We start from the raw sequence: 18,533 nt of genomic DNA on the forward strand, positions 1-18,533 counted from the left end.
CGTCTATTTAACACGCAAAACTCAATATGTAATGCAGGGTTGGTGAACGCAAGGGGGTGTGCATGACCGGACGAGCCGGGAGAGCGGGCGCGCAGGCCGGAGCCGGAGATCTGCTCCAACTGGTCCGCAGCGGCCGCGCCACGACCCGCGGCGCCCTCCAGCAGGCCACGGGGCTGTCCCGGGCCACGGTCGGCCAGCGCCTGGACCGCCTCTTCCGGGCCGGCTGGCTGCGGGAGGGCGCGGGCGGTCCGGTCGGCTCGCCCCTCGGCGGCCGTCCCTCGATCACCCTCGAGTTCGACGACGCCCACGCGGTGGTCCTCGCCGCCGACCTCGACACCCGGCACGCGCGCGCCGGGGTCCTCTCCCTGTCCGGCGAGATCCTGGCCGAGCGTGCCGGGACCCTGGTCGTCGAGGACGGGCCGGAGACCGTGCTCGGCGAACTGGGCGTCTGGTTCGCCGGGTTGCTGGAGAAGGCGGGCCACCGGGCGCACGAGGTGTGCGGGATCGGGCTCGCGGTGCCCGGCCCCGTCGACAGCGACACCGGCCGGGTCGTCCAGCCGCCGATCATGCCGGGCTGGGACGGCTACGACATCAGGGGGCGGCTGCGGCGGGCCTTCGCGGAGCATGCGCACGGTGCCGCGGACGTGCCGGTGCTGGTCGACAACGACGCGAACCTGATGGCGTACGGCGAACAGCGCACCGGGCACCCGGACTGCTCGGCGTTCGTGCTGGTCAAGGTCTCCACCGGCATCGGCGCGGGTGTGGTCGTCGGCGGCCGGGTCTACCGCGGCATCGACGGCGGCGCCGGGGACATCGGGCACATCCGGGTCCCCGGGGGAGCCGGCGCGCTGTGCCGGTGCGGTTCCTACGGCTGCCTGGCCGCGGTGGCGAGCGGAGGCGCCGTCGCACGCCGGCTCGCGGAGGCGGGGGTTCCGGCCGCCTCCGGCTCGGACGTACGGGACCTGCTGGCCGCCGGGCATCCGGAGGCGGTGGCGCTCGCACGGGAGGCCGGGCGGCAGGTCGGGGACGTCCTCGCGACCGTGGTGACGCTGCTGAACCCGGGGGTGCTGATGATCGCCGGGGATTTGGCCGGAACTCACTTCCTCACGGGGGTGCGGGAGCTGCTGTACCAACGGGCGCTGCCCCGCTCCACCGCGCACCTGGACGTGGTGACCTCGCGGCTCGGCGAGCGGTCGGGGCTGGTCGGGGCGGGTGCGTCGGTCGTCGAGTACCTGTACGCCCCGGAGCGGGCGGAGGAACGGCTGCTCGCGCTCGGTGTGTGAGGGGCGGGCGGCCTTGTCCGTGTGACGGCCGCGTTTCGGCCCGGTGGTGCGTCCGGATGGTGGAATCGGAAGCTTCCTCAGCGCGTGATTCTCGCCACCTCTGATAAGGGCTGCGCTCAGATGAGCGGATCTTGGGTGGATGCACTTCTCCAAGCAGTGGCACTCGGTGCCACCGTTTGATCGTTCATCGATCGAAATCAGACGTGCTCAATCCCGCTCACATGAGCGCCATGGGTCATGGCCCGGTCCTTGTTCGTTCAAGAAGTGAAAACATCCGCGCGTCATGAGTTGCAAAGCCTTGACTTTCAATCCAGTGGCGGACGGGTGGTTACGGGCGCATGACGCGCAAGTAGACGTACCCAGGCGCCTTCGATCTGGGTATGTTCCTCGCCGTCAGGGCAGCCATCGCGTCCTCGAGGAGTCGAGACCGTGTCGGAAAACAAAGATCCCCACGTAACGGAGAACGCCGTGGAAGGCGTGAAGTTCGTTTACGACTTCACCGAGGGCAACAAGGACCTCAAGGACCTTCTCGGTGGCAAGGGCGCGAACCTCGCGGAGATGACCAATCTGGGTCTCCCCGTCCCTCCCGGCTTCACCATCACCACCGAGGCGTGCAAGGTCTACCTCGGCAGCGGCGAGGAGCCGGCGGCACTGCGTGACGAGGTGAGTGCGCACCTCACCGCGCTCGAGGAGCGGATGGGCAAGAAGCTCGGCCAGGCCGACAACCCGCTGCTCGTCTCAGTCCGTTCCGGGGCGAAGTTCTCCATGCCCGGCATGATGGACACCGTCCTCAACATCGGCCTCTCCGACAGGTCCGTGCAGGGGCTGGCGAAGCAGGCCGGCGACGAGCGCTTCGCGTGGGACTCCTACCGCCGTCTCATCCAGATGTTCGGCAAGACGGTCCTCGGCGTCGAGGGCGAGCTCTTCGAGGACGCGCTCGACGCGGCCAAGAAGGCCAAGAAGGTCACGGTCGACACCGAGTTGGACGCCGCGGACCTCAAGAAGCTGGTCACCAAGTTCAAGAAGATCGTCAAGACCGAGGCCGGGCGCGACTTCCCGCAGGACCCGCGTGAGCAGATGGACCTCGCCATCAAGGCGGTCTTCGACTCGTGGAACGGCGACCGCGCGAAGCTCTACCGTCGCCAGGAGCGCATTCCGCACGACCTGGGCACCGCGGTCAACGTCTGCTCCATGGTCTTCGGCAACCTCGGCCCCGACTCCGGTACGGGCGTGGCGTTCACCCGCGACCCGGCCTCCGGCCACCAGGGCGTCTACGGCGACTACCTGCAGAACGCGCAGGGCGAGGACGTGGTCGCGGGCATCCGCAACACGGTCCCGCTCGCCGAGCTGGAGCAGATCGACAAGAAGTCGTACGACCAGCTGATGCAGATCATGGAGACGCTGGAGAACCACTACAAGGATCTCTGCGACATCGAGTTCACCATCGAGCGCGGCCAGTTGTGGATGCTGCAGACCCGTGTCGGCAAGCGCACGGCGGGCGCGGCCTTCCGCATCGCGACGCAGCTGGTGGACCAGGGCCTGATCGACGAGGCGGAGGCGCTGCAGCGGGTGACGGGCGCCCAGCTCGCGCAGCTGATGTTCCCGCGCTTCGACGAGCAGGCGAGGGTCGAACAGCTCGGCCGGGGCATCGCGGCGTCGCCGGGTGCGGCCGTCGGCAAGGCCGTCTTCGACTCGTACACGGCGGTCAAGTGGTCGCGTTCGGGCGAGAAGGTCATCCTCATCCGCCGCGAGACCAACCCCGACGACCTGGACGGCATGATCGCGGCGGAGGGCATCCTCACGTCCCGCGGCGGCAAGACCTCCCACGCCGCGGTCGTGGCGCGCGGCATGGGCAAGACCTGCGTGTGCGGCGCCGAGGAGCTGGAGGTCGACACCAAGCGGCGGCGCTTCACCGCACCGGGCGGGGTGGTGGTCGAGGAGGGCGACCTCATCTCCATCGACGGCTCGTCGGGCAAGGTGTACCTGGGCGAGGTCCCGGTCGTGCCGTCCCCGGTCGTCGAGTACTTCGAGGGCCGGATGCACGCGGGCGCGGACGACGCCGACGAACTGGTGGCGGCCGTGCACCGGATCATGGCCTTCGCGGACCGCAAGCGCCGGCTGCGGGTGCGGGCGAACGCGGACAACGCCGAGGACGCGCTGCGGGCACGCCGCTTCGGCGCCCAGGGCATCGGCCTGTGCCGCACGGAGCACATGTTCCTCGGTGACCGCCGTGAACTGGTGGAACGCCTGATCCTGGCGGACACGGAGGCGGAGCGGGAGGACTCCCTCAAGGAGCTGCTCCCCCTCCAGAAGAAGGACTTCGTGGAGCTGTTCGAGGCGATGGACGGGCTGCCGGTCACCATCCGGCTCCTCGACCCGCCGCTGCACGAGTTCCTGCCCGACATCACCGAGCTGTCGGTGCGCGTGGCGCTGGCGGAGGCCCGCCAGGAGCCGCACGAGAACGAGCTGCGCCTGCTGCAGGCCGTGCACCGCCTGCACGAGCAGAACCCGATGCTGGGCCTGCGCGGGGTGCGCCTCGGCCTGGTCATCCCGGGCCTGTTCACGATGCAGGTACGGGCGATCGCGGAGGCGGCCGCCGAGCGCAAGGCCGCCAAGGGCGACCCGCGTGCCGAGGTCATGATCCCGCTCGTCGGCACGGTCCAGGAGCTGGAGATCGTGCGCGAGGAGGCGGACCGGGTCATCGCGGAGGTCGAGGAGGCCACGGGGACGCGGCTGAAGCTGGCGATCGGCACGATGATCGAGCTGCCGCGCGCCGCGCTCACGGCGGGTCAGATCGCGGAGGCGGCCGAGTTCTTCTCCTTCGGCACCAACGACCTGACCCAGACGGTGTGGGGCTTCAGTCGGGACGACGTGGAGGCGAGCTTCTTCACGGCCTACCTGGAGAAGGGCATCTTCGGCGTCTCCCCCTTCGAGACGATCGACAAGGACGGCGTGGGCTCCCTGGTCAAGGCCGCCGCCCAGGCCGGCCGCGCCACCCGCCCCGACCTCAAGCTCGGCGTCTGCGGCGAGCACGGCGGCGACCCCGAGTCGGTGCACTTCTTCCACGAGGTCGGACTGGACTACGTCTCCTGCTCCCCCTTCCGGATCCCGGTGGCCCGCCTGGAAGCGGGACGCGCGGCCTCCTCCTCGGAGGGCAGCGACCACCGCTGACACAAGACCCCGGGACCGTTGCCGGCCAACCTGACCCTCGCCGACGCGGCGACGGTCCCGGCCTACCAGGAGGGGCGGCACCCTGTGCGGGGGTGCCGCCCTTTCACTCCGTCGGTGTGCCGTGCAGTCGGACCGTGCTGAGGATCTTCATGACGGTCGCCGTGGGAACCTCGTCACGGACGCCCTTGGCGCCGTAGAAGTTCCACGACACGAAGTCACCGGCCGAGTTCTTGAAGCCGAACGAGAGTGCCTTGCCGTCGCTCGCGCACTTGCCCCTCTGGGGCGTGTCGGTCGACCGGGCCCAGGCGATGCTCCCCCTGACTCCCGCAGCGGTCGTGTAAGGCTGGGCCTTCTCGTCGATGGTGAAGCTCTTCTTGTCCGGCTGCGTATAAGGGGCGTAGACCCACCAGCCCACCGTGTTCAGCGCCACCTGGTCGGTGTTCTTGGCGCCGCCCGCGCCCTTGGTGCCGGTCGCGGCCAGTGCCGTGTCCTCTGTCCGGCCGTCCTTGTCGTCGTCGGACGTGCACCACTTCGGCTTGTCATAGGCGATGCCCGACATGTACGCGATCGGCTTGCCCGTCTTCTGGTCCGCGTAACCGATGGCGGTGCTCGGGGGCTCCACCTCCCAGTCCGCCGGCACGTCGAAGGCGATCCCCCACTTGGCGTTGACGGTGACCTTCCAGCCGGGGACGGTCGGCTTCTCGGCCCCGACGCCTCGCGCGTCGTCGTCCGACCCGGATGCCGAAGCCGTCGGGCTCTGCGGTGCACTGGCCGACGTCTTGGGCTCGCCTCCACCGGCGGCGTCGTCCTTGTTGCCGCCCAGGACCAGGAAACCGGTGACGCCGGCGGCCACCACCACGACCGTGGCCGCCCCGATCGCGACCATCTTGGTCCGGTTCCCTCCGCCGCTCGGCGGCCGGGGCGCCCCCACGGGCGCGGGTGCGCCCCACTGCGGTTGCTGCCCTGGCTGCTGGTAGGGATTCGGCTGCTGATGGCCCGTGTACCGGTACGGGTTCGGCTGCTGGTAAGGGTTCTGGTTCTGCGGGTTCTGCTCGCCCCCGGGCGGCTGCTGTCCTGGCCACATGTGCGGTAACCCTAGCCCCGGCCCCACCAGGCCAGTTCGGCGGGGAAGCGGCCGTGGGCGCGCGGCGGCCGAGACGGAAACCGAGACGGAAACCGAGGCGGGCGCGGTCGAGGCGGCAGGCTTCTCCCCGCCATGTGAGAGCGGGACGCGCGGCCGGGTGGTGACCCGCGTGCGGTCCGGCTCAGAGCGCGGCGCCGCCGTCGATCACCAGGTCCGTGCCGACGAGCGGCGCGGCGTCGTCCGAGGCCAGGTACAGGATCGCGGCGGCCACCTCCGCCGGGTCGGAGAGGCGGCCGAGGGGCAGGGCGTCGCGTACGCGGTCGGCGCGTTCCGCCTCCGTCTCGCCGGGGCGCAGCGACATGGCCGTGGCGGTGGCGCCGGGACTGACCACGGTGATCCTGACGCCGTCGCGGACGTGGTCCAGGGCGGCGGCCCGGCTGAGCGCGGTGACGGCCGCCTTCGAGGCGGCGTACGCGGCGAGTCCGGGCACGTGGGTGTGCGCGCCGATGTTGGAGGCGACGTTCACGATCGCGCCGCCGGACGGCTGGGTGCGCATCTGCCGGATCTCGGCCTGGAGCGCCAGGAAGACGCCGGTGACGTTGATGTCGAGCTGGGCGCGCCAGTCCGTCTCGGGGAAGTCGGCCAGGGGGCCGCCGGCGCGCAGGACCCCCGCGTTGTTGACAGCCACGTCGAGCGAGCCGAAGCGGTCCACCGCGGCCCGGACGAGCGCCTCGGCGTCGTCGGCGCGCGAGATGTCGGCGCGCACCGCGAGCGCCTTGCCGCCCCGCCCCTCGATCAGCGCGACCGTCTCGTCGAGCGGGGCGGCCCGGCGCCCGGCGGCGACGACGTGCGCGCCCTCGGCGGCGAACGCCAGGGCGGTGGCCCGTCCGATGCCGGAGCCCGCGCCGGTGACGAGGGCGGTCCTGCCGGAGAAGCGGGTGGTCATGGGCTCCCCTGTTCTGGCCGTGGCGCCGACACCGGCCGCGTTCCTGAACGATGTGAACGATTTTCTGGACCGATCGATCTAATATCGCGGCATGTGGAAGGCGCCGTCCGCACGGCGTAGCCCGCCCGGGCCGCTCAGTCGAGCAGCGCCAGCGCCTGCTCCGCCGCGTCCCGTACGCGGGCCGGGTCCGGCGACGCCTTGCCGACCACCCGCAGGCCCTGCATCAGCACCAGCAGCATGCGGGCGAGCGCGCGCGGGTCGCGGCCGGCGGGCAGTTCGCCCTGGGCGCGGGCGCGGACGAGCGCGGAGTGCAGCAGGGTCTCGACGTGATCCCAGCTCAACTCGACCCGGCGGGCGGCGGCCGGGTCGTGCGGGGCCAGTTCGGCCGCCGTGTTGGTGACGAAGCAGCCGGTCAGCCGGGCGCCGTCGGTGGCCGCCTCGGCGGCGAACCGGCGCACCACCGCCCGTACGGCGGGCAGTGCGGGACCCGGCTGCGACAACTCGTGCAGCAGCAGCGGGTCCCGCGTCTCCCGGTAGCGGTCCAGTGCCCTCAGATACAGCTCGTGCTTGCTGCCGAAGGTCGCGTAGATGCTGGCCCGCCCGATGCCGAGGTGCGCGACGAGGTCGGCCATCGACGTCGCCTCGTAGCCGTGCCGCCAGAACAGCTCCAGGGCCGACTGCAGCGCGGCGTCCGGATCGAATTCCTTGGTCCTGGCCACGCGGGGAGCCTAGGCTTTTCCGGAATGATCGGTCAAGTTAGGTCGGGTGGTTCGGCTAGGCGGTCCGCACCTCGTGCACCGTCACCCGCACCGTCTCGTCGTCCAGGCACTGCCCCGTCTCCAGGTCGAAGCGCTGCTTGAGCAGCGGGGAGGCGACGAACGGGCGGCCCCGGTGGGTGCCGGTCAGGCCGCGGGAGAGCACGGCGGCACCGGTGAACGGGTCCCGGTTGTCGATCGCGTGGACACGGCCCGCACGGTCGAGGAAGACGGCGGCCTGGCGGCCGTCCGGCAGCAGGGCCGCGACCCCGCGGCCCGGGACCAGCCGGGACAGGTCACAGACCGTCAGCCAGCCGTTGTGCAACCGTAGTTCGATCCTCAGGTCGAGCTTCTCGGGTGCCAGCGTCATCGTGAGGCGCTTCCTTCCAGGGGACGGGTGCCGATGGTCAGCAGCGGCAGGTCGGGCTTGATCTGGTCGCGCTCGGGGACGAAGCCGACGACCGGATCGGGGGTGTCGGGGGCGTTGACGAAGGACACGAACCGGGCGAGCTTCTCGGGGTCGTCGATGGTCTCGGCCCACTCGTCGCGGTAGCCCGCGACATGGGCCGCCATCAGGGACTCCAGCTCCGCGCAGATGCCGAGCGAGTCATGGACGATCACGTCGCGCACATGGTCCAGGCCGCCCGGGATCCGCTCCAGCCACACCGAGGTGCGCTCCAGGCGGTCGGCCGTGCGGATGTAGAACATCAGGAACCGGTCGATCAGGCGGACGAGTTCGGCGTCGGACAGGTCCTGGGCCAGCAGGTCCGCGTGGCGCGGGGTGGCGCCGCCGTTGCCTCCGACGTACAGGTTCCAGCCGCCCGCCGTGGCGATCACCCCGAAGTCCTTCGACTGGGCCTCGGCGCACTCGCGGGCGCAGCCGGACACGGCCGACTTCAGCTTGTGCGGGGACCTCAGCCCCCGGTAGCGCAGCTCCAGGTCGATCGCCATGCGGACGGAGTCCTGGACGCCGTAGCGGCACCAGGTGTGGCCCACGCAGGACTTCACCGTGCGCAGCGCCTTGCCGTAGGCGTGGCCCGACTCGAAGCCCGCGTCCACCAGCCGCGTCCAGATCAGGGGGAGTTGCTCCACCCGGGCGCCGAACATGTCGATCCGCTGACCGCCGGTGATCTTCGTGTAGAGGCCGAAGTCCCGGGCGATCTCCCCGATCACGATCAGCTTCTCCGGGGTGATCTCACCGCCGGGGATGCGCGGCACGACCGAGTACGAGCCGTTCTTCTGCAGGTTGGCCAGGAAGTGGTCGTTGGTGTCCTGGAGGGCCGCCTGCTCGCCCTCCAGGACGTAGCCGTCGGCGCCGATCGCCGGGGCGAGCGAGGCGATGACCGAGGCGATCGCCGGCTTGCAGATCTCGCAGCCCTCACCGCCGCGCGCGTCCTCGCGCCCGTAGCGGTCGAGCAGTTGCCGGTAGGAGGTGATGCGCAGGGCGAGGACGATCTCGTACAGCTCCTCACGGGTCTGCGTGAAGCAGCCGCACAGGCCCTTGTCGACCTCGACTCCGCTCGCCTCCAGCTCGTCGTTGACCAACTGGGTGAGCACCTTGACGCAACTGCCGCAGCCCGTACCGGCCTTGGTGCACTTCTTCACCTCGGGCACGGTGGTGCAGCTGTGCTCGGTGACCGCGCCGCGGATCGTGCCCTTGGTGACGTTGTGGCAGGAGCAGATGACGGCCTCGTCCGGCAGCGCCGAGGGCCCGAGCTGCGCCGGGGCGCCGGCCCCCGCGGGCAGCACCAGCTGCTCGGGCGCGACGGGCGGTACGGACCCGGTGAGCGCGCGCAGCGTGCCGTAGGCGTCCGCGTCGCCGACCAGGATGCCGCCGAGCAGTTCGCCGTCGCGGCCGATGACGAGCTTCTTGTACGTGCCCGAGCGCGAGTCCGCGTAGACGACGTCGAGGCAGTCCGCGGTGGCGCCGTGCGCGTCGCCGAAGGAGGCCACGTCGACACCGAGCAGCTTCAGCTTGGTGGACAGGTCCGCGCCGGTGAACGCGGCCTCGTCGGCGGCGATCGTGGCCGCGGCCGTCTCGGCCATCTCGTAACCGGGTGCGACCAGGCCGTACACCCGCCCGTCCGACGCCAGCGCGCACTCGCCGATCGCGAAGACGTGCGGGTCGGAGACGGTGCGGCACTGCTCGTCCACCGTGACGCCGCCGCGCTCGCCGACGGCGAGCCCGCAGGCGCGGGCGAGTTGGTCGCGGGGGCGCACCCCGGCGGAGAAGACCACCATGTCCGTGGCGAGTTCGGACCCGTCGGACAGCTTCATGCCTGTCACCGCGCCGTCCCCGCCCGCGACGATCTCCTGGGTGCCGGTGCCGGTGTGCACGGTCAGGCCCATCTCCTCGATGGTGCGCAGCAGCGCCGCACCACCGCCCTCGTCGACCTGCACCGGCATCAGGCGCGGCGCGAACTCCACGATGTGCGTGGCCAGTCCGAGGCCCTTGAGCGCGCCGGCCGCCTCCAGCCCGAGCAGACCGCCGCCGACCACGGCGCCAGTGGCGGCCCGCGTCTTCGCGTACTCCTCGATGGCGAGCAGGTCCTCGATCGTGCGGTAGACGAAGCAGCCCGCGGCGTCCTTGCCGGGCACCGGCGGCACGAAGGGGTACGAGCCGGTGGCGAGCACGAGCGTGTCGTAGGCGACGGTGAGCCCGGAGCGCGCGGTCACCGTGCGGGCGTCCCGGTCGATCGTCTCCGCCGGGTCGCCGATGTGCAGTTCGATTCCCTGCGCCTTGATGAACTCCTCGTCCGTCATGGACAGTTCCTCGGGTGTGGTGCCCGAGAAGTACGAGGTGAGCCGGACCCGGTCGTAGGCGGGGCGCGGTTCCTCACAGAGCACGACCACGCGGTGCGTGGCGGTCAGGCCGCGCTCGGCGAGCGCTTCGAGGAAGCGCTGGCCGACCATGCCGTGGCCGACGAGCACGATCGTGGGGCGGGGGCCGGTCCCCACCAGTGCGGTCGTGGACATCAGGAGCCTCCATCGTTGGTGATCAGGTGGAGCAGCGGGGCACCGTCCACGGGGAGCGGCTCTGCTCCCTCCCAGGCGCGGGCGAGCGCGCCGACGGTGCCGAGTTCGCCGACGAGCACGCCGCCGACCAGGCGGTCCTCGCGCACGACGACCTTGCGGTAGGTGCCGCGGGTGGCGTCGGTGAGCTGCACGACGTCGTCGCCGGGGCGGGGGTCCGTCTCGCCGAAGGCGGCGAGGTCGAGGATGTCCTGCCCGGCGAGGGTGAGCCGGGTCAGGGACCGGGTTCCGGTGTAGCGGGCGGCGGGGTCGCCGACACCGCCGGCCTCGCTCGCGATCAGTTCGGCGAGCACGTCGGCCTGTTCCAGGGCCGGGGCGGCGAGCCCGTACACGGTGCCGGCGTACTGGGTGCAGTCGCCGATCGCCCGGATGCGCGGGTCCGAGGTGCGCAGTTCGTCGTCGACGAGGACGCCCTTGTGGACGGCCAGGCCGGCCTCGTGGGCCAGGCCCACCCGGGGGTGCACCCCGCAGGCCAGCACGACGAGGTCGGTGTCGAGGGCGTAGCCGTCGGCCATCTCCACGGACCGGACCGCGCCGCCGAGCGTGCGCACCCCGCGGACCCGGGTCTCGGTGTGGACCTCGACGCCCAGGCCGGTGAGGTGGCGGTGCACCAGCCGGGAGGCGGACGGGTCGAGCTGGCGCTCCATCAGGCGCTCGGCCTGCTGGGCGAGCACCACCTGGGCGCCGCGGGCGGCGAGCGCGCGGGCGGCGGAGACGCCGAGCAGTCCCCCGCCGATGACGACGGCGCGCACCCCCTCGCGGACCGCCTTGGCGAGGCCCAGGCAGTCGTCCATCGTGCGGAACGCGTGGACGCCTTCCGGCAGTTCGCGCCGGTCCGGGGTGAGCAGACCGCGCAGGGGCGGCAGCACCGGGTTCGAGCCGGTGGCCAGCACGAGCGTGTCGTATGCGATCAGCGAGCCGTCGTGGCAGTGGAGCGCGCGGGCCGCGCGGTCGATCCGGGTCACCCGGGCGCGCACGAGGCGCTCCGGGGCCGGGAGGGAGATCACCTCGGGGGCGTAGCGGCCGGCCAGGACGTCGGCGAGCAGGACACGGTTGTAGGGGGCGTGCTCCTCCTCCCCGACGAGCAGGGCGGGCCTACCGAGCTCGCCGAGCCGCCGGGCGAGACGGGCGCCCGCGAGTCCGGCGCCGATCACCACCACACGCGTATTCGAGGTCATGCAACGCAGCGTGCGATGCCGACGTTACCCGGCCGCATCACGACTGTTTCCCACGGGGAACGCTGCCCTCAGCCGACCCGGGGCCGGGGTGTGAGGACGGAGATCCGCGGTCCGCGCGAACCTCAGAAGACCCTCAGGTCGATGGACGGCGCATCCGTCCCCTCCCTAGGGTCGCGATCATGCCCGACATATCGCTGACCATGACTGTCGTCCTCTGCCTCACCGCTCTCGCGGCCGGCTGGATCGACGCCGTGGTGGGCGGCGGCGGGCTTGTGCTGCTGCCCGCGCTGCTGCTCGGCCTGCCCGGCGGCACCCCGGCGACGTACGCCCTCGGCACCAACAAGGCCGTCGCGATCGTCGGCACCACGGGCGCGGCCGTGACGTACGCGCGCAGGACACCGGTCGACGTGGGCACGGCGGTGCGGATCGGACTGGCGGCCCTCGCCGGGTCCACGGCCGGGGCGTTCGTGGCGGCGGGGATGAGCACGGACGTCCTCAAGCCGGTCGTCATGGTCGTACTGCTCGGGGTGGGCACCTTCGTGATCCTGCGGCCCGCGTTCGGCACCGCCCCCTCGACCGCGCCGGTCTCCGCGCGGCGTGTGCTCGCCGCGATCGGGCTCGCCGGTCTCGGCATCGGCTTCTACGACGGTCTCGTCGGCCCCGGCACGGGCACGTTCCTCGTGCTGGCGCTCACCGCCGTCCTGCACCTCGACCTGGTGACGGCCTCCGCCACCGCCAAGATCGTCAACTGCTGCACCAACGCCGGCGCCCTCGCCACCTTCGCCTGGAAGGGCACCGTCTTCTGGCAGCTGGCCGTGCTGATGGCCCTCTTCAACCTGGCCGGCGGCACCGTCGGGGCGCGCACCGCGCTGAAGAAGGGCAGCGGGTTCGTCCGCATCGTGCTGCTGACGGTGGTCTTCGCGCTGGTCGCGAACCTGGCCTACCAGCAGTGGGTGGCCTGAGAGGGGAGCGGCGCACCGGGGAGCGGGGCGGCGTCCGGGGCCGCGGGTCGGGGGGCGGCCGGTCGGCGTACGGCGGGTCAGGGTGCGGCGGGTCAAGGTGCGGCCGGCCGGTGTACGGCGGGTCAGGGTGCGGCGGGTAGGCGTACGGCGGTGAGGTGCGCGAAGACGACCACGTTGCCCTGGTAGCCCGTCGCCTTCGAATAGCCGCCCCCACAGGTGATCACCCGTAGTTCGGGGCGGTGCGCCGCCCCGTAGACCCTGTCGTTGGGAAAGCTCTTCGCCTCGTAGACCTCCACCGCGTCCACCGTGAACACGGCCGTCGAGCGGTCACGGCGGTCGACCTCGACGGTGCTGCCCTTCGCCAGGGCGCCGAGGTCGTAGAACACGGCCGGGCCCCTGTCGTTGTCCACATGCCCGGCGACGATCGCGGTGCCCGTCTCGCCGGGCTTGGTGCCGGCCTCGTACCAGCCCGCCAGGTTCGTCTCCTCCGTGGGCGGGGCATCCAGGCCGCCGCTGTCGGTCAGGCCCAGCCCGGTCAGGGGGGCGTCGACGCGGATCGCGGGTATCCGGATCCGGACGGGCGGCGAGGGCGGCAGCGGGGAGGTGGCGGACCCCTCGCGATCGGGGTCCGAGGCCGCCTGAGCGGCCGACGGCTGCGGTGGCGGATGCGACGGTGAGCCGCTGCCGAGCAGCCACCCGCCGGAACACAGGGCGACCACGGTGACGGACGCTATGGCGGCGTCGCCGACGGTGCCGGGCCTGCCGGCCTTGCGCACGTGAGCCTCCTTCGTGGATGCCGGGCCCGGCATCCCAGGCCCGGCCGGGGGCGCCTTCCGGACCCCCTCCGGGCCGCGAGGGGCATCGGACCCGGAGGGGGAGGGGACGGCGGTACCGGCGGACGGACGGCGGAGGACGTCCGTCACATCCCGTCGCCTCTCGCACGGCGATGCAGGAGCCAGGTACCGCCCGCGGCGGCGACGGCGAGAGCCGCCACACCGGCCGCGGTCCGCACGGGGTCGGGGCCGAGTGCGCCACCGACCCCCGTCTTCACGCTTCCTCGCGGCCGCGTCCGGTCGTCGGCCGCGGCGAGGGTCACCTTCAGGTCGCCCGTCACCTTCGTGTGCCGGCCGCCGGAGCACTTCGCGACGATCTCGTAGGTGCCCGGCTGTGCGCCCGGCGGCACCCGGAACCGCCCGATCGCGTCCTGTTCATGCGTGCTGGGGGCGAGCGCGAAGGCGCCGGCGCCGACCGCGGTGGCGTCGCCCGCCGCCGAGCCGTCCGACCCGCACGCCGCCGTGTTGACGGTGACCTCGCTCCCGGGTGCGACGGTGGCGGGGAAGACCTCCAGCCCTCGGGTGTCACCGGCGTGCGCGGGTACGGCCGCCACGAGGCCCGCCGCGACGGCGAGCGCGGCATCGGTCAGCAGACGGGACGTACGTCGCATGGGGTGCACCTCCGGGAGGGCACGGCCCGCGGCACCCCCAGTGTGCCGCTGCGTCGGTCGTGCCCCTGCTCTGTCGAGGTAAGTGGCAAGCGGGCGCGCCCGCTTGCCGACATGCCGTCGGACGTACGGTGAACGGGTGTCCCGGGACTGGCCCGTCCGGGCGGTCCCGACGGCCTTTCAGCAGGTCATCGCCGTACGGGCGTCGGGGGGCGCGGGAGGGGGCCCGAAGGGGGGAGCCGCGGGCCGTGAACGGGTGACCGGGGCGGCGCGGCGGAAGCGCGGGACACGACTTGACCTCAACAAAGGTTGAGGTATGAGGCTGTGCGTCATGACCACAGCCACGGATGTCTCCGCTTCCGCCCCCGCCGCCGCCCTCACCGCCGTGCGCGTCGCCGTCGTGATCGGCAGCAACCGGCACGGCCGCTTCGGCCCCGTCGTCGCCGAGTGGCTGCTCGATCGCCTCCGCGAACGGGACGACCTCGTGCCCGTCGTCGTGGACGTGGCCGAGATCCCGCTGCCCACGACCCTGGCCCCGTCACCGGAGGCGACGGCCGCGCTCGCCGGGGTCAGCCCGAAACTCGCCGGCGCCGACGCGTTCGTCGTCCTCACCCCCGAGTACAACCACTCCTTCCCGGCCGGCCTGAAGAACCTCATCGACTGGCACTACACCGAGTGGCGCGCCAAGCCCGTCGCCCTCGTCTCCTACGGCGGCATGTCCGGCGGCCTGCGCGCGGTGGAACACCTCCGCCAGGTCTTCGCGGAGCTCCACGCGGTGACGGTGCGGGACACGGTGTCCTTCCACGGCGGCCGCGCCGCCTTCGACGAGGCGGGCCACCCGCGCGACACGTCCGGCCCCACCGCGGCGGCCAAGGTGATGCTGGACCAACTGGTCTGGTGGGCACAGGCGTTGCGCGAGGCGAAGGAGAGGCGGCCGTACGGGGGGTAGCCGGCGCGGCGGTCACGGCGTCGCCGCCGGGCCGGTGCGGGAAGGCGCCCGTGAGGGGCGGATCCGTCCCACGCGGACCCTTGGCAGGACCTCGCCACGGCCCCCGGACGTGGGACGGACACGCCGACCGTCGTCGTTCCGGGGGCAGCAGCCGCAGCCGCAGCCGCAGCCGCAGCCGCCGCCGCAGCCGCGGCCGTCCCGGCCTCAGTCGGCGAGTGCCTCCGTGACCGCGCGGTGGCCCACCGCGGCCAGGACCGGATTCGTCTCCCGGTAGTAGTGCTCCGCCGTCAGGCCGAAGCACAGCGCCCAGCCCCGCCCCCGCGCCCATGTCGCGTCGTCGACCTCGACCGCCTCGCGGAACGGTTCACGCGTGCCGGACGTGAGGACCGTCCACGCGGCCAGCGTGTCGGCCGCCGGGTCGCCCACTCCCAGGCCACCGAAGTCGATCACCGCGGTGAGCCGGCCCGCCTCGGTGAGCAGGTTCCCGGGCAGCAGGTCGCCGTGCAGCCAGACCGGCTCGCCGTCCCACTGGGGAAGCCGGACGACCTCCTCCCAGAGTGCGGTCGCGGCGGCCGCGTCCACGGTGCCGTCCGCGCCGAGGTCGCGGATCGCGGCGCGGACGTACGGGTCGTTCGCCGCCACCGGGCCGCCGCGCCAGGACGCCGGACCGCCGGTGGCGTCGGCTCCGCGCAGCGCCACCACGAAGCGGCCCAGGTCCACGGCGGCGCGGGCGGGATCGGCGACGGGTGCGTCGTAGGCGTTCTCACCGGGCAGCCAGCGCAGCACCGACCACGGCTGTTCGTACCCGGGTGCCGGCTCGCCCCTGCCGAGCGGCACCGGGACGGCCAGCGGCAGCCGTGGGGCGAGCCGCGGCAGCCAGCGCTGCTCCTTGGCCACCTGCCGGGCCCCGTCGGGCCGCCTGGGCAGGCGCACGACCATGTCGTCGCCCAGCCGGAACATGGCGTTGTCCGTCCCCGCGGAGGGCACCTCGGTGACGGGCAGCCCGGCCCACCGCGGGAACTGCTCCGCGATCAGCCGGCGCACCAGCGCGCTGTCGACGTCCAGTTCGTCGGGGTGCATCTTCGCGGTGGGCATGGACCTCTGTGCGTCGGTCCGGCGCCGGGGCCGGGCGGGTGAGTCGGGCGGCCGGACAGCCGGACAGCTGGACAGTCAAACAGCCGGATGGCCGGATGGCCGGATGGCCGGACAGCTGGACCGTCAAACAGCCGGGTGCCGGAGCCTAGGCGCCCCGGCACCCGCATCGCCACGGCTTTTCGCTCAGCCGACGTTCACCGCGCTCCACGCCGCCGCCACGGCGTTGTACTCCGCGCTGCCCGCGCCGTAGAGGTCCTTCGCGGCGTTCAGCGTCGCCGTCCGCGCGCCCGCGTAGTTCGTCGACGAGGTCATGTAGACCGTCAGGGCCCGGTACCAGATCTTGCCGAGCTTGTCGCGGCCGATGCCCGTCACCGTGGAGCCGTTGCAGGTGGGGGAGTTGTAGGAGACCCCGTTGAGCGTCTTCGCGCCGCTGCCCTCCGCGAGCAGGTACGCGAAGTGGTTGGCGACGCCCGACGAGTAGTGGACGTCGAGGTTCCCGACCGACGAACTCCAGCAGTCCGCCGAGTTCCCGTCCCTGGAGGGCTGGTCCATGTACCGCAGCGCCGGCTCGCCGAAGCCCGAGCGGACGATCCTCTCGCCGATGAGGTAGTCACCCGGGTCCGAGGGGTTGTTCGCGTACCACTCGACCAGCGTCCCGAAGACGTCCGAGGTCGCCTCGTTCAGACCGCCGGACTCACCGGAGTACGTCAGCGCCGCGGTCGTCGAGGTCACGCCGTGGGACATCTCGTGGCCGGCCACGTCCAGCGCCACCAGCGGGCCGAACGTCGTCCCGTCGCCGTCGCCGTACGTCATGCAGAAGCAGCTGTCGTCCCAGAAGGCGTTGTTGTAGTTGTTCCCGTAGTGCACGCGGTTGTACGAGCCCTTGCCGTCGCCCGCGATGCCGGTGCGGCCGTGGACGTTCTTGTAGTAGTCCCACGTCTCGTCGGTCCCGTACTGCGCGTCCACCGCCGCCGAGGAGCGGTCCGCGGTCGTGCCGGTGCCCCAGTGGTTGTCGGCGTCGGTGAACAGGGTGGCGGGTGCGCGGCTGAAGCAGATCCCGAAGATGCACAGGTCCGTCTTGTTCTCGGCGTCGCCCGTGTACGTGTTCCCGCGGGTGGGGTCCTTGAGCTGGTACGTGGACCCGGACTGCGTGGTCTCCAGCGGGACCGTGCCGCCGTACAGGGACTTCCCGTCCCCGGTCGCCGTCTCGATGCTGTCCCACGCGTCGATCTGGCGGCCGGTGCGGGCGTCCGTGAGGACGGTGCGGGCGACCGGGTTGCCCAGCGAGTCCTGCCCCACCGCGTCGGTGCGCCAGGCCAGCCGGGGCGCGCCGTGCAGGGCGTCGACGACGAGCTGCGGCTTGGCGGTCACGCGCTTCAGCAGTTCTCCGGCGTTCGCGGCGCGCAGCGCGGCGGCGGCCAGATCGGCCGCCCGGGGTGCCTTGACCGTGGGGGTGGTCGTGGGCACGGAGACGGCGCGCCTGGTGGCCCGGTCCGCGCCGCGGTAGGAACCGCCCGGGGCGAGGTGGACGACGAAGTCGCCGCCCAGGACGGGGAGCTGACGGTACGTCCGGTCGTAGCGCACGTGCTGGCCGCCGTCCGCGTCGACGACGACGTCACGGACGGTCGTGCCCTGCGCGGAGGACAGGCCCAGCAGGGTGGCCTGCTGCCGCAGCACGGCGGTGGCGTTGGCGATCGCGGTGGCCCGGCTGGGTCTCGCGGCCGCGCCGGCGGCGGGTGCGGGGGCGAGGGCGGCGGCCAGCAGGGCCGCGGTGGCCACGGCGGTACCGGCCGCGGCGAGACGGGAATCTCGGATGTGCCGTATCCGACTCATCGGTCTCCTCGGAGAGGCGCCTGGGAGCGCGTGGGGGGAATCGGGGGCGACGGCCCCGACGTCGCTTCGATTTAAGGGTTCATGACATGTCATGTCCATAGCGCATTCACGAAGATGTGTGTGGGGTGAGAATCGTTTCTGCAAGGCTTCGGTGAGGGGTGAGGGGCGGATGAGCTCGACCATGACTGCGGTGAACGGTGGGACCGTCCGGACCACCGGAGGAGCAGGCGCGTGAGACTGCCGTTCTTCGTGTACGGGACCCTGCGCCCCGGCGAGCACAACCACGACCTCTTCCTGCGCGGCCGCACCCGGTCCGAGGAACCGGGGCTGCTGCAGGGCGCCGTGCTCTACGACGGTCCCGGATACCCGTACGCCGTCGAGCAGGCCGGCGGCACGATCAGCGGCGAGATCGTCACCGCGCGGCCGGAGGCGTACGGGGAACTGCTCGCCGCCCTCGACCTGCTGGAGGACTGTGTGCCGGGCGATCCGCGCAGCCTGTACGAGCGGGTGGCCCGGGACGTGACGGCGGCGGACGGCGGCACGGTACGGGCGTGGGTGTACGTCGCCGCGCCCGCCGTGGCGGCGCGGCTGCGGGCGCACGGCCGGCTGATCGAGGGCGGGGACTGGCTCGCCCACCGCTGAGGCCGCGCCGCACGGACACGTCCCGCATCGCGTGCGGCATGGTCGTGTGCCGTGTGCCGTGTGCCGTGTGCGGCCTACCGCGTGTCGTGCGTCGCGTGCGGTGCGTCGCGTTCAGCGTGTCGCGCGTTCCGCCTCGTGCGTCGCGGTCGGCGTGCCGCGCG

The 18,533-nt window shown here is 72.4% G+C and carries 15 protein-coding genes; 5 read left to right on the forward strand and 10 right to left on the reverse strand.

Annotated features, from left to right (window positions below):
• Positions 1-62 precede the first annotated feature (62 nt).
• Together ACFYMU_RS07350 and ppdK are read left to right on the forward strand one after the other, a co-directional pair.
• The gene (locus ACFYMU_RS07350) at positions 63-1,283 is read left to right on the forward strand and encodes an ROK family protein (RefSeq protein ID WP_388369238.1); all 1,221 of its coding nucleotides are present in this window, start codon (positions 63-65) and stop codon (positions 1,281-1,283) included.
• Positions 1,284-1,712: 429 nt separating this feature from the next.
• The gene (gene ppdK, locus ACFYMU_RS07355) at positions 1,713-4,454 is read left to right on the forward strand and encodes a pyruvate, phosphate dikinase (protein ID WP_388369241.1); all 2,742 of its coding nucleotides are present in this window, start codon (positions 1,713-1,715) and stop codon (positions 4,452-4,454) included.
• Positions 4,455-4,557: 103 nt separating this feature from the next.
• Here ppdK and ACFYMU_RS07360 read toward each other — a convergent pair whose 3' ends face one another.
• The 6 genes from ACFYMU_RS07360 to ACFYMU_RS07385 form a co-directional block, all read right to left on the reverse strand.
• On the reverse strand, positions 4,558-5,538 hold the full coding sequence (locus ACFYMU_RS07360) for a hypothetical protein (RefSeq protein WP_388369244.1): 981 nt from the start codon (positions 5,536-5,538) through the stop codon (positions 4,558-4,560).
• 181 nt (positions 5,539-5,719) lie between these two features.
• Positions 5,720-6,484: an SDR family NAD(P)-dependent oxidoreductase gene (locus ACFYMU_RS07365; RefSeq protein WP_388369246.1), complete on the reverse strand. Its 765-nt coding sequence runs from the start codon at positions 6,482-6,484 to the stop codon at positions 5,720-5,722.
• 134 nt (positions 6,485-6,618) lie between these two features.
• On the reverse strand, positions 6,619-7,203 hold the full coding sequence (locus tag ACFYMU_RS07370) for a TetR/AcrR family transcriptional regulator (RefSeq protein ID WP_388369249.1): 585 nt from the start codon (positions 7,201-7,203) through the stop codon (positions 6,619-6,621).
• Positions 7,204-7,258: 55 nt separating this feature from the next.
• Positions 7,259-7,609, reverse strand: a complete 351-nt coding sequence (gene nirD / locus ACFYMU_RS07375; protein WP_388369251.1) for a nitrite reductase small subunit NirD — start codon at positions 7,607-7,609, stop codon at positions 7,259-7,261.
• Positions 7,606-10,215: a nitrite reductase large subunit NirB gene (gene nirB / locus ACFYMU_RS07380; RefSeq protein WP_388369254.1), complete on the reverse strand. Its 2,610-nt coding sequence runs from the start codon at positions 10,213-10,215 to the stop codon at positions 7,606-7,608. Before nirB ends, nirD begins: the two co-directional genes overlap by 4 nt.
• A complete protein-coding gene (locus tag ACFYMU_RS07385; RefSeq protein ID WP_388369257.1) occupies positions 10,215-11,450 on the reverse strand; it encodes an NAD(P)/FAD-dependent oxidoreductase in 1,236 nt (411 codons plus the stop codon). The genes nirB and ACFYMU_RS07385 overlap by 1 nt, the downstream gene beginning before the upstream one ends.
• Positions 11,451-11,629: 179 nt before the next feature.
• Here ACFYMU_RS07385 and ACFYMU_RS07390 point away from each other — a divergent pair, with 179 nt between their 5' ends.
• Positions 11,630-12,412, forward strand: a complete 783-nt coding sequence (locus ACFYMU_RS07390) for a sulfite exporter TauE/SafE family protein (RefSeq protein ID WP_388369259.1) — start codon at positions 11,630-11,632, stop codon at positions 12,410-12,412.
• Positions 12,413-12,534: 122 nt separating this feature from the next.
• Here the strand turns inward: ACFYMU_RS07390 and ACFYMU_RS07395 are convergent, their stop codons facing one another.
• Together ACFYMU_RS07395 and ACFYMU_RS07400 are read right to left on the reverse strand one after the other, a co-directional pair.
• Positions 12,535-13,221: a class F sortase gene (locus ACFYMU_RS07395; RefSeq protein ID WP_388369262.1), complete on the reverse strand. Its 687-nt coding sequence runs from the start codon at positions 13,219-13,221 to the stop codon at positions 12,535-12,537.
• A gap of 110 nt (positions 13,222-13,331) precedes the next feature.
• Complete coding sequence (locus ACFYMU_RS07400) at positions 13,332-13,856, reverse strand: hypothetical protein (RefSeq protein ID WP_388369265.1); 525 nt, start codon at positions 13,854-13,856, stop codon at positions 13,332-13,334.
• A 328-nt stretch (positions 13,857-14,184) separates the two neighbouring features.
• Here ACFYMU_RS07400 and ACFYMU_RS07405 point away from each other — a divergent pair, with 328 nt between their 5' ends.
• Entirely contained in the window at positions 14,185-14,802 is a 618-nt protein-coding gene (locus ACFYMU_RS07405; protein WP_388369268.1) for an NADPH-dependent FMN reductase, read from the forward strand.
• Positions 14,803-15,006: 204 nt separating this feature from the next.
• Here ACFYMU_RS07405 and ACFYMU_RS07410 read toward each other — a convergent pair whose 3' ends face one another.
• Both ACFYMU_RS07410 and ACFYMU_RS07415 read right to left on the reverse strand, forming a co-directional pair.
• Positions 15,007-15,897: an aminoglycoside phosphotransferase family protein gene (locus ACFYMU_RS07410; RefSeq protein WP_388369271.1), complete on the reverse strand. Its 891-nt coding sequence runs from the start codon at positions 15,895-15,897 to the stop codon at positions 15,007-15,009.
• A gap of 183 nt (positions 15,898-16,080) precedes the next feature.
• Entirely contained in the window at positions 16,081-17,730 is a 1,650-nt protein-coding gene (locus tag ACFYMU_RS07415) for a M4 family metallopeptidase (protein ID WP_388369273.1), read from the reverse strand.
• A 231-nt stretch (positions 17,731-17,961) separates the two neighbouring features.
• Between ACFYMU_RS07415 and ACFYMU_RS07420 the strand changes: the two genes are divergently transcribed.
• Positions 17,962-18,372, forward strand: coding sequence for a gamma-glutamylcyclotransferase family protein (locus ACFYMU_RS07420; RefSeq protein ID WP_388369276.1), 411 nt, complete (start codon positions 17,962-17,964; stop codon positions 18,370-18,372).
• The last annotated feature ends 161 nt before the right edge of the window (positions 18,373-18,533 follow it).

It is taken from the genome of Streptomyces sp. NPDC007264 (genome assembly GCF_042869095.1).
Lineage (GTDB): Bacteria > Actinomycetota > Actinomycetes > Streptomycetales > Streptomycetaceae > Streptomyces.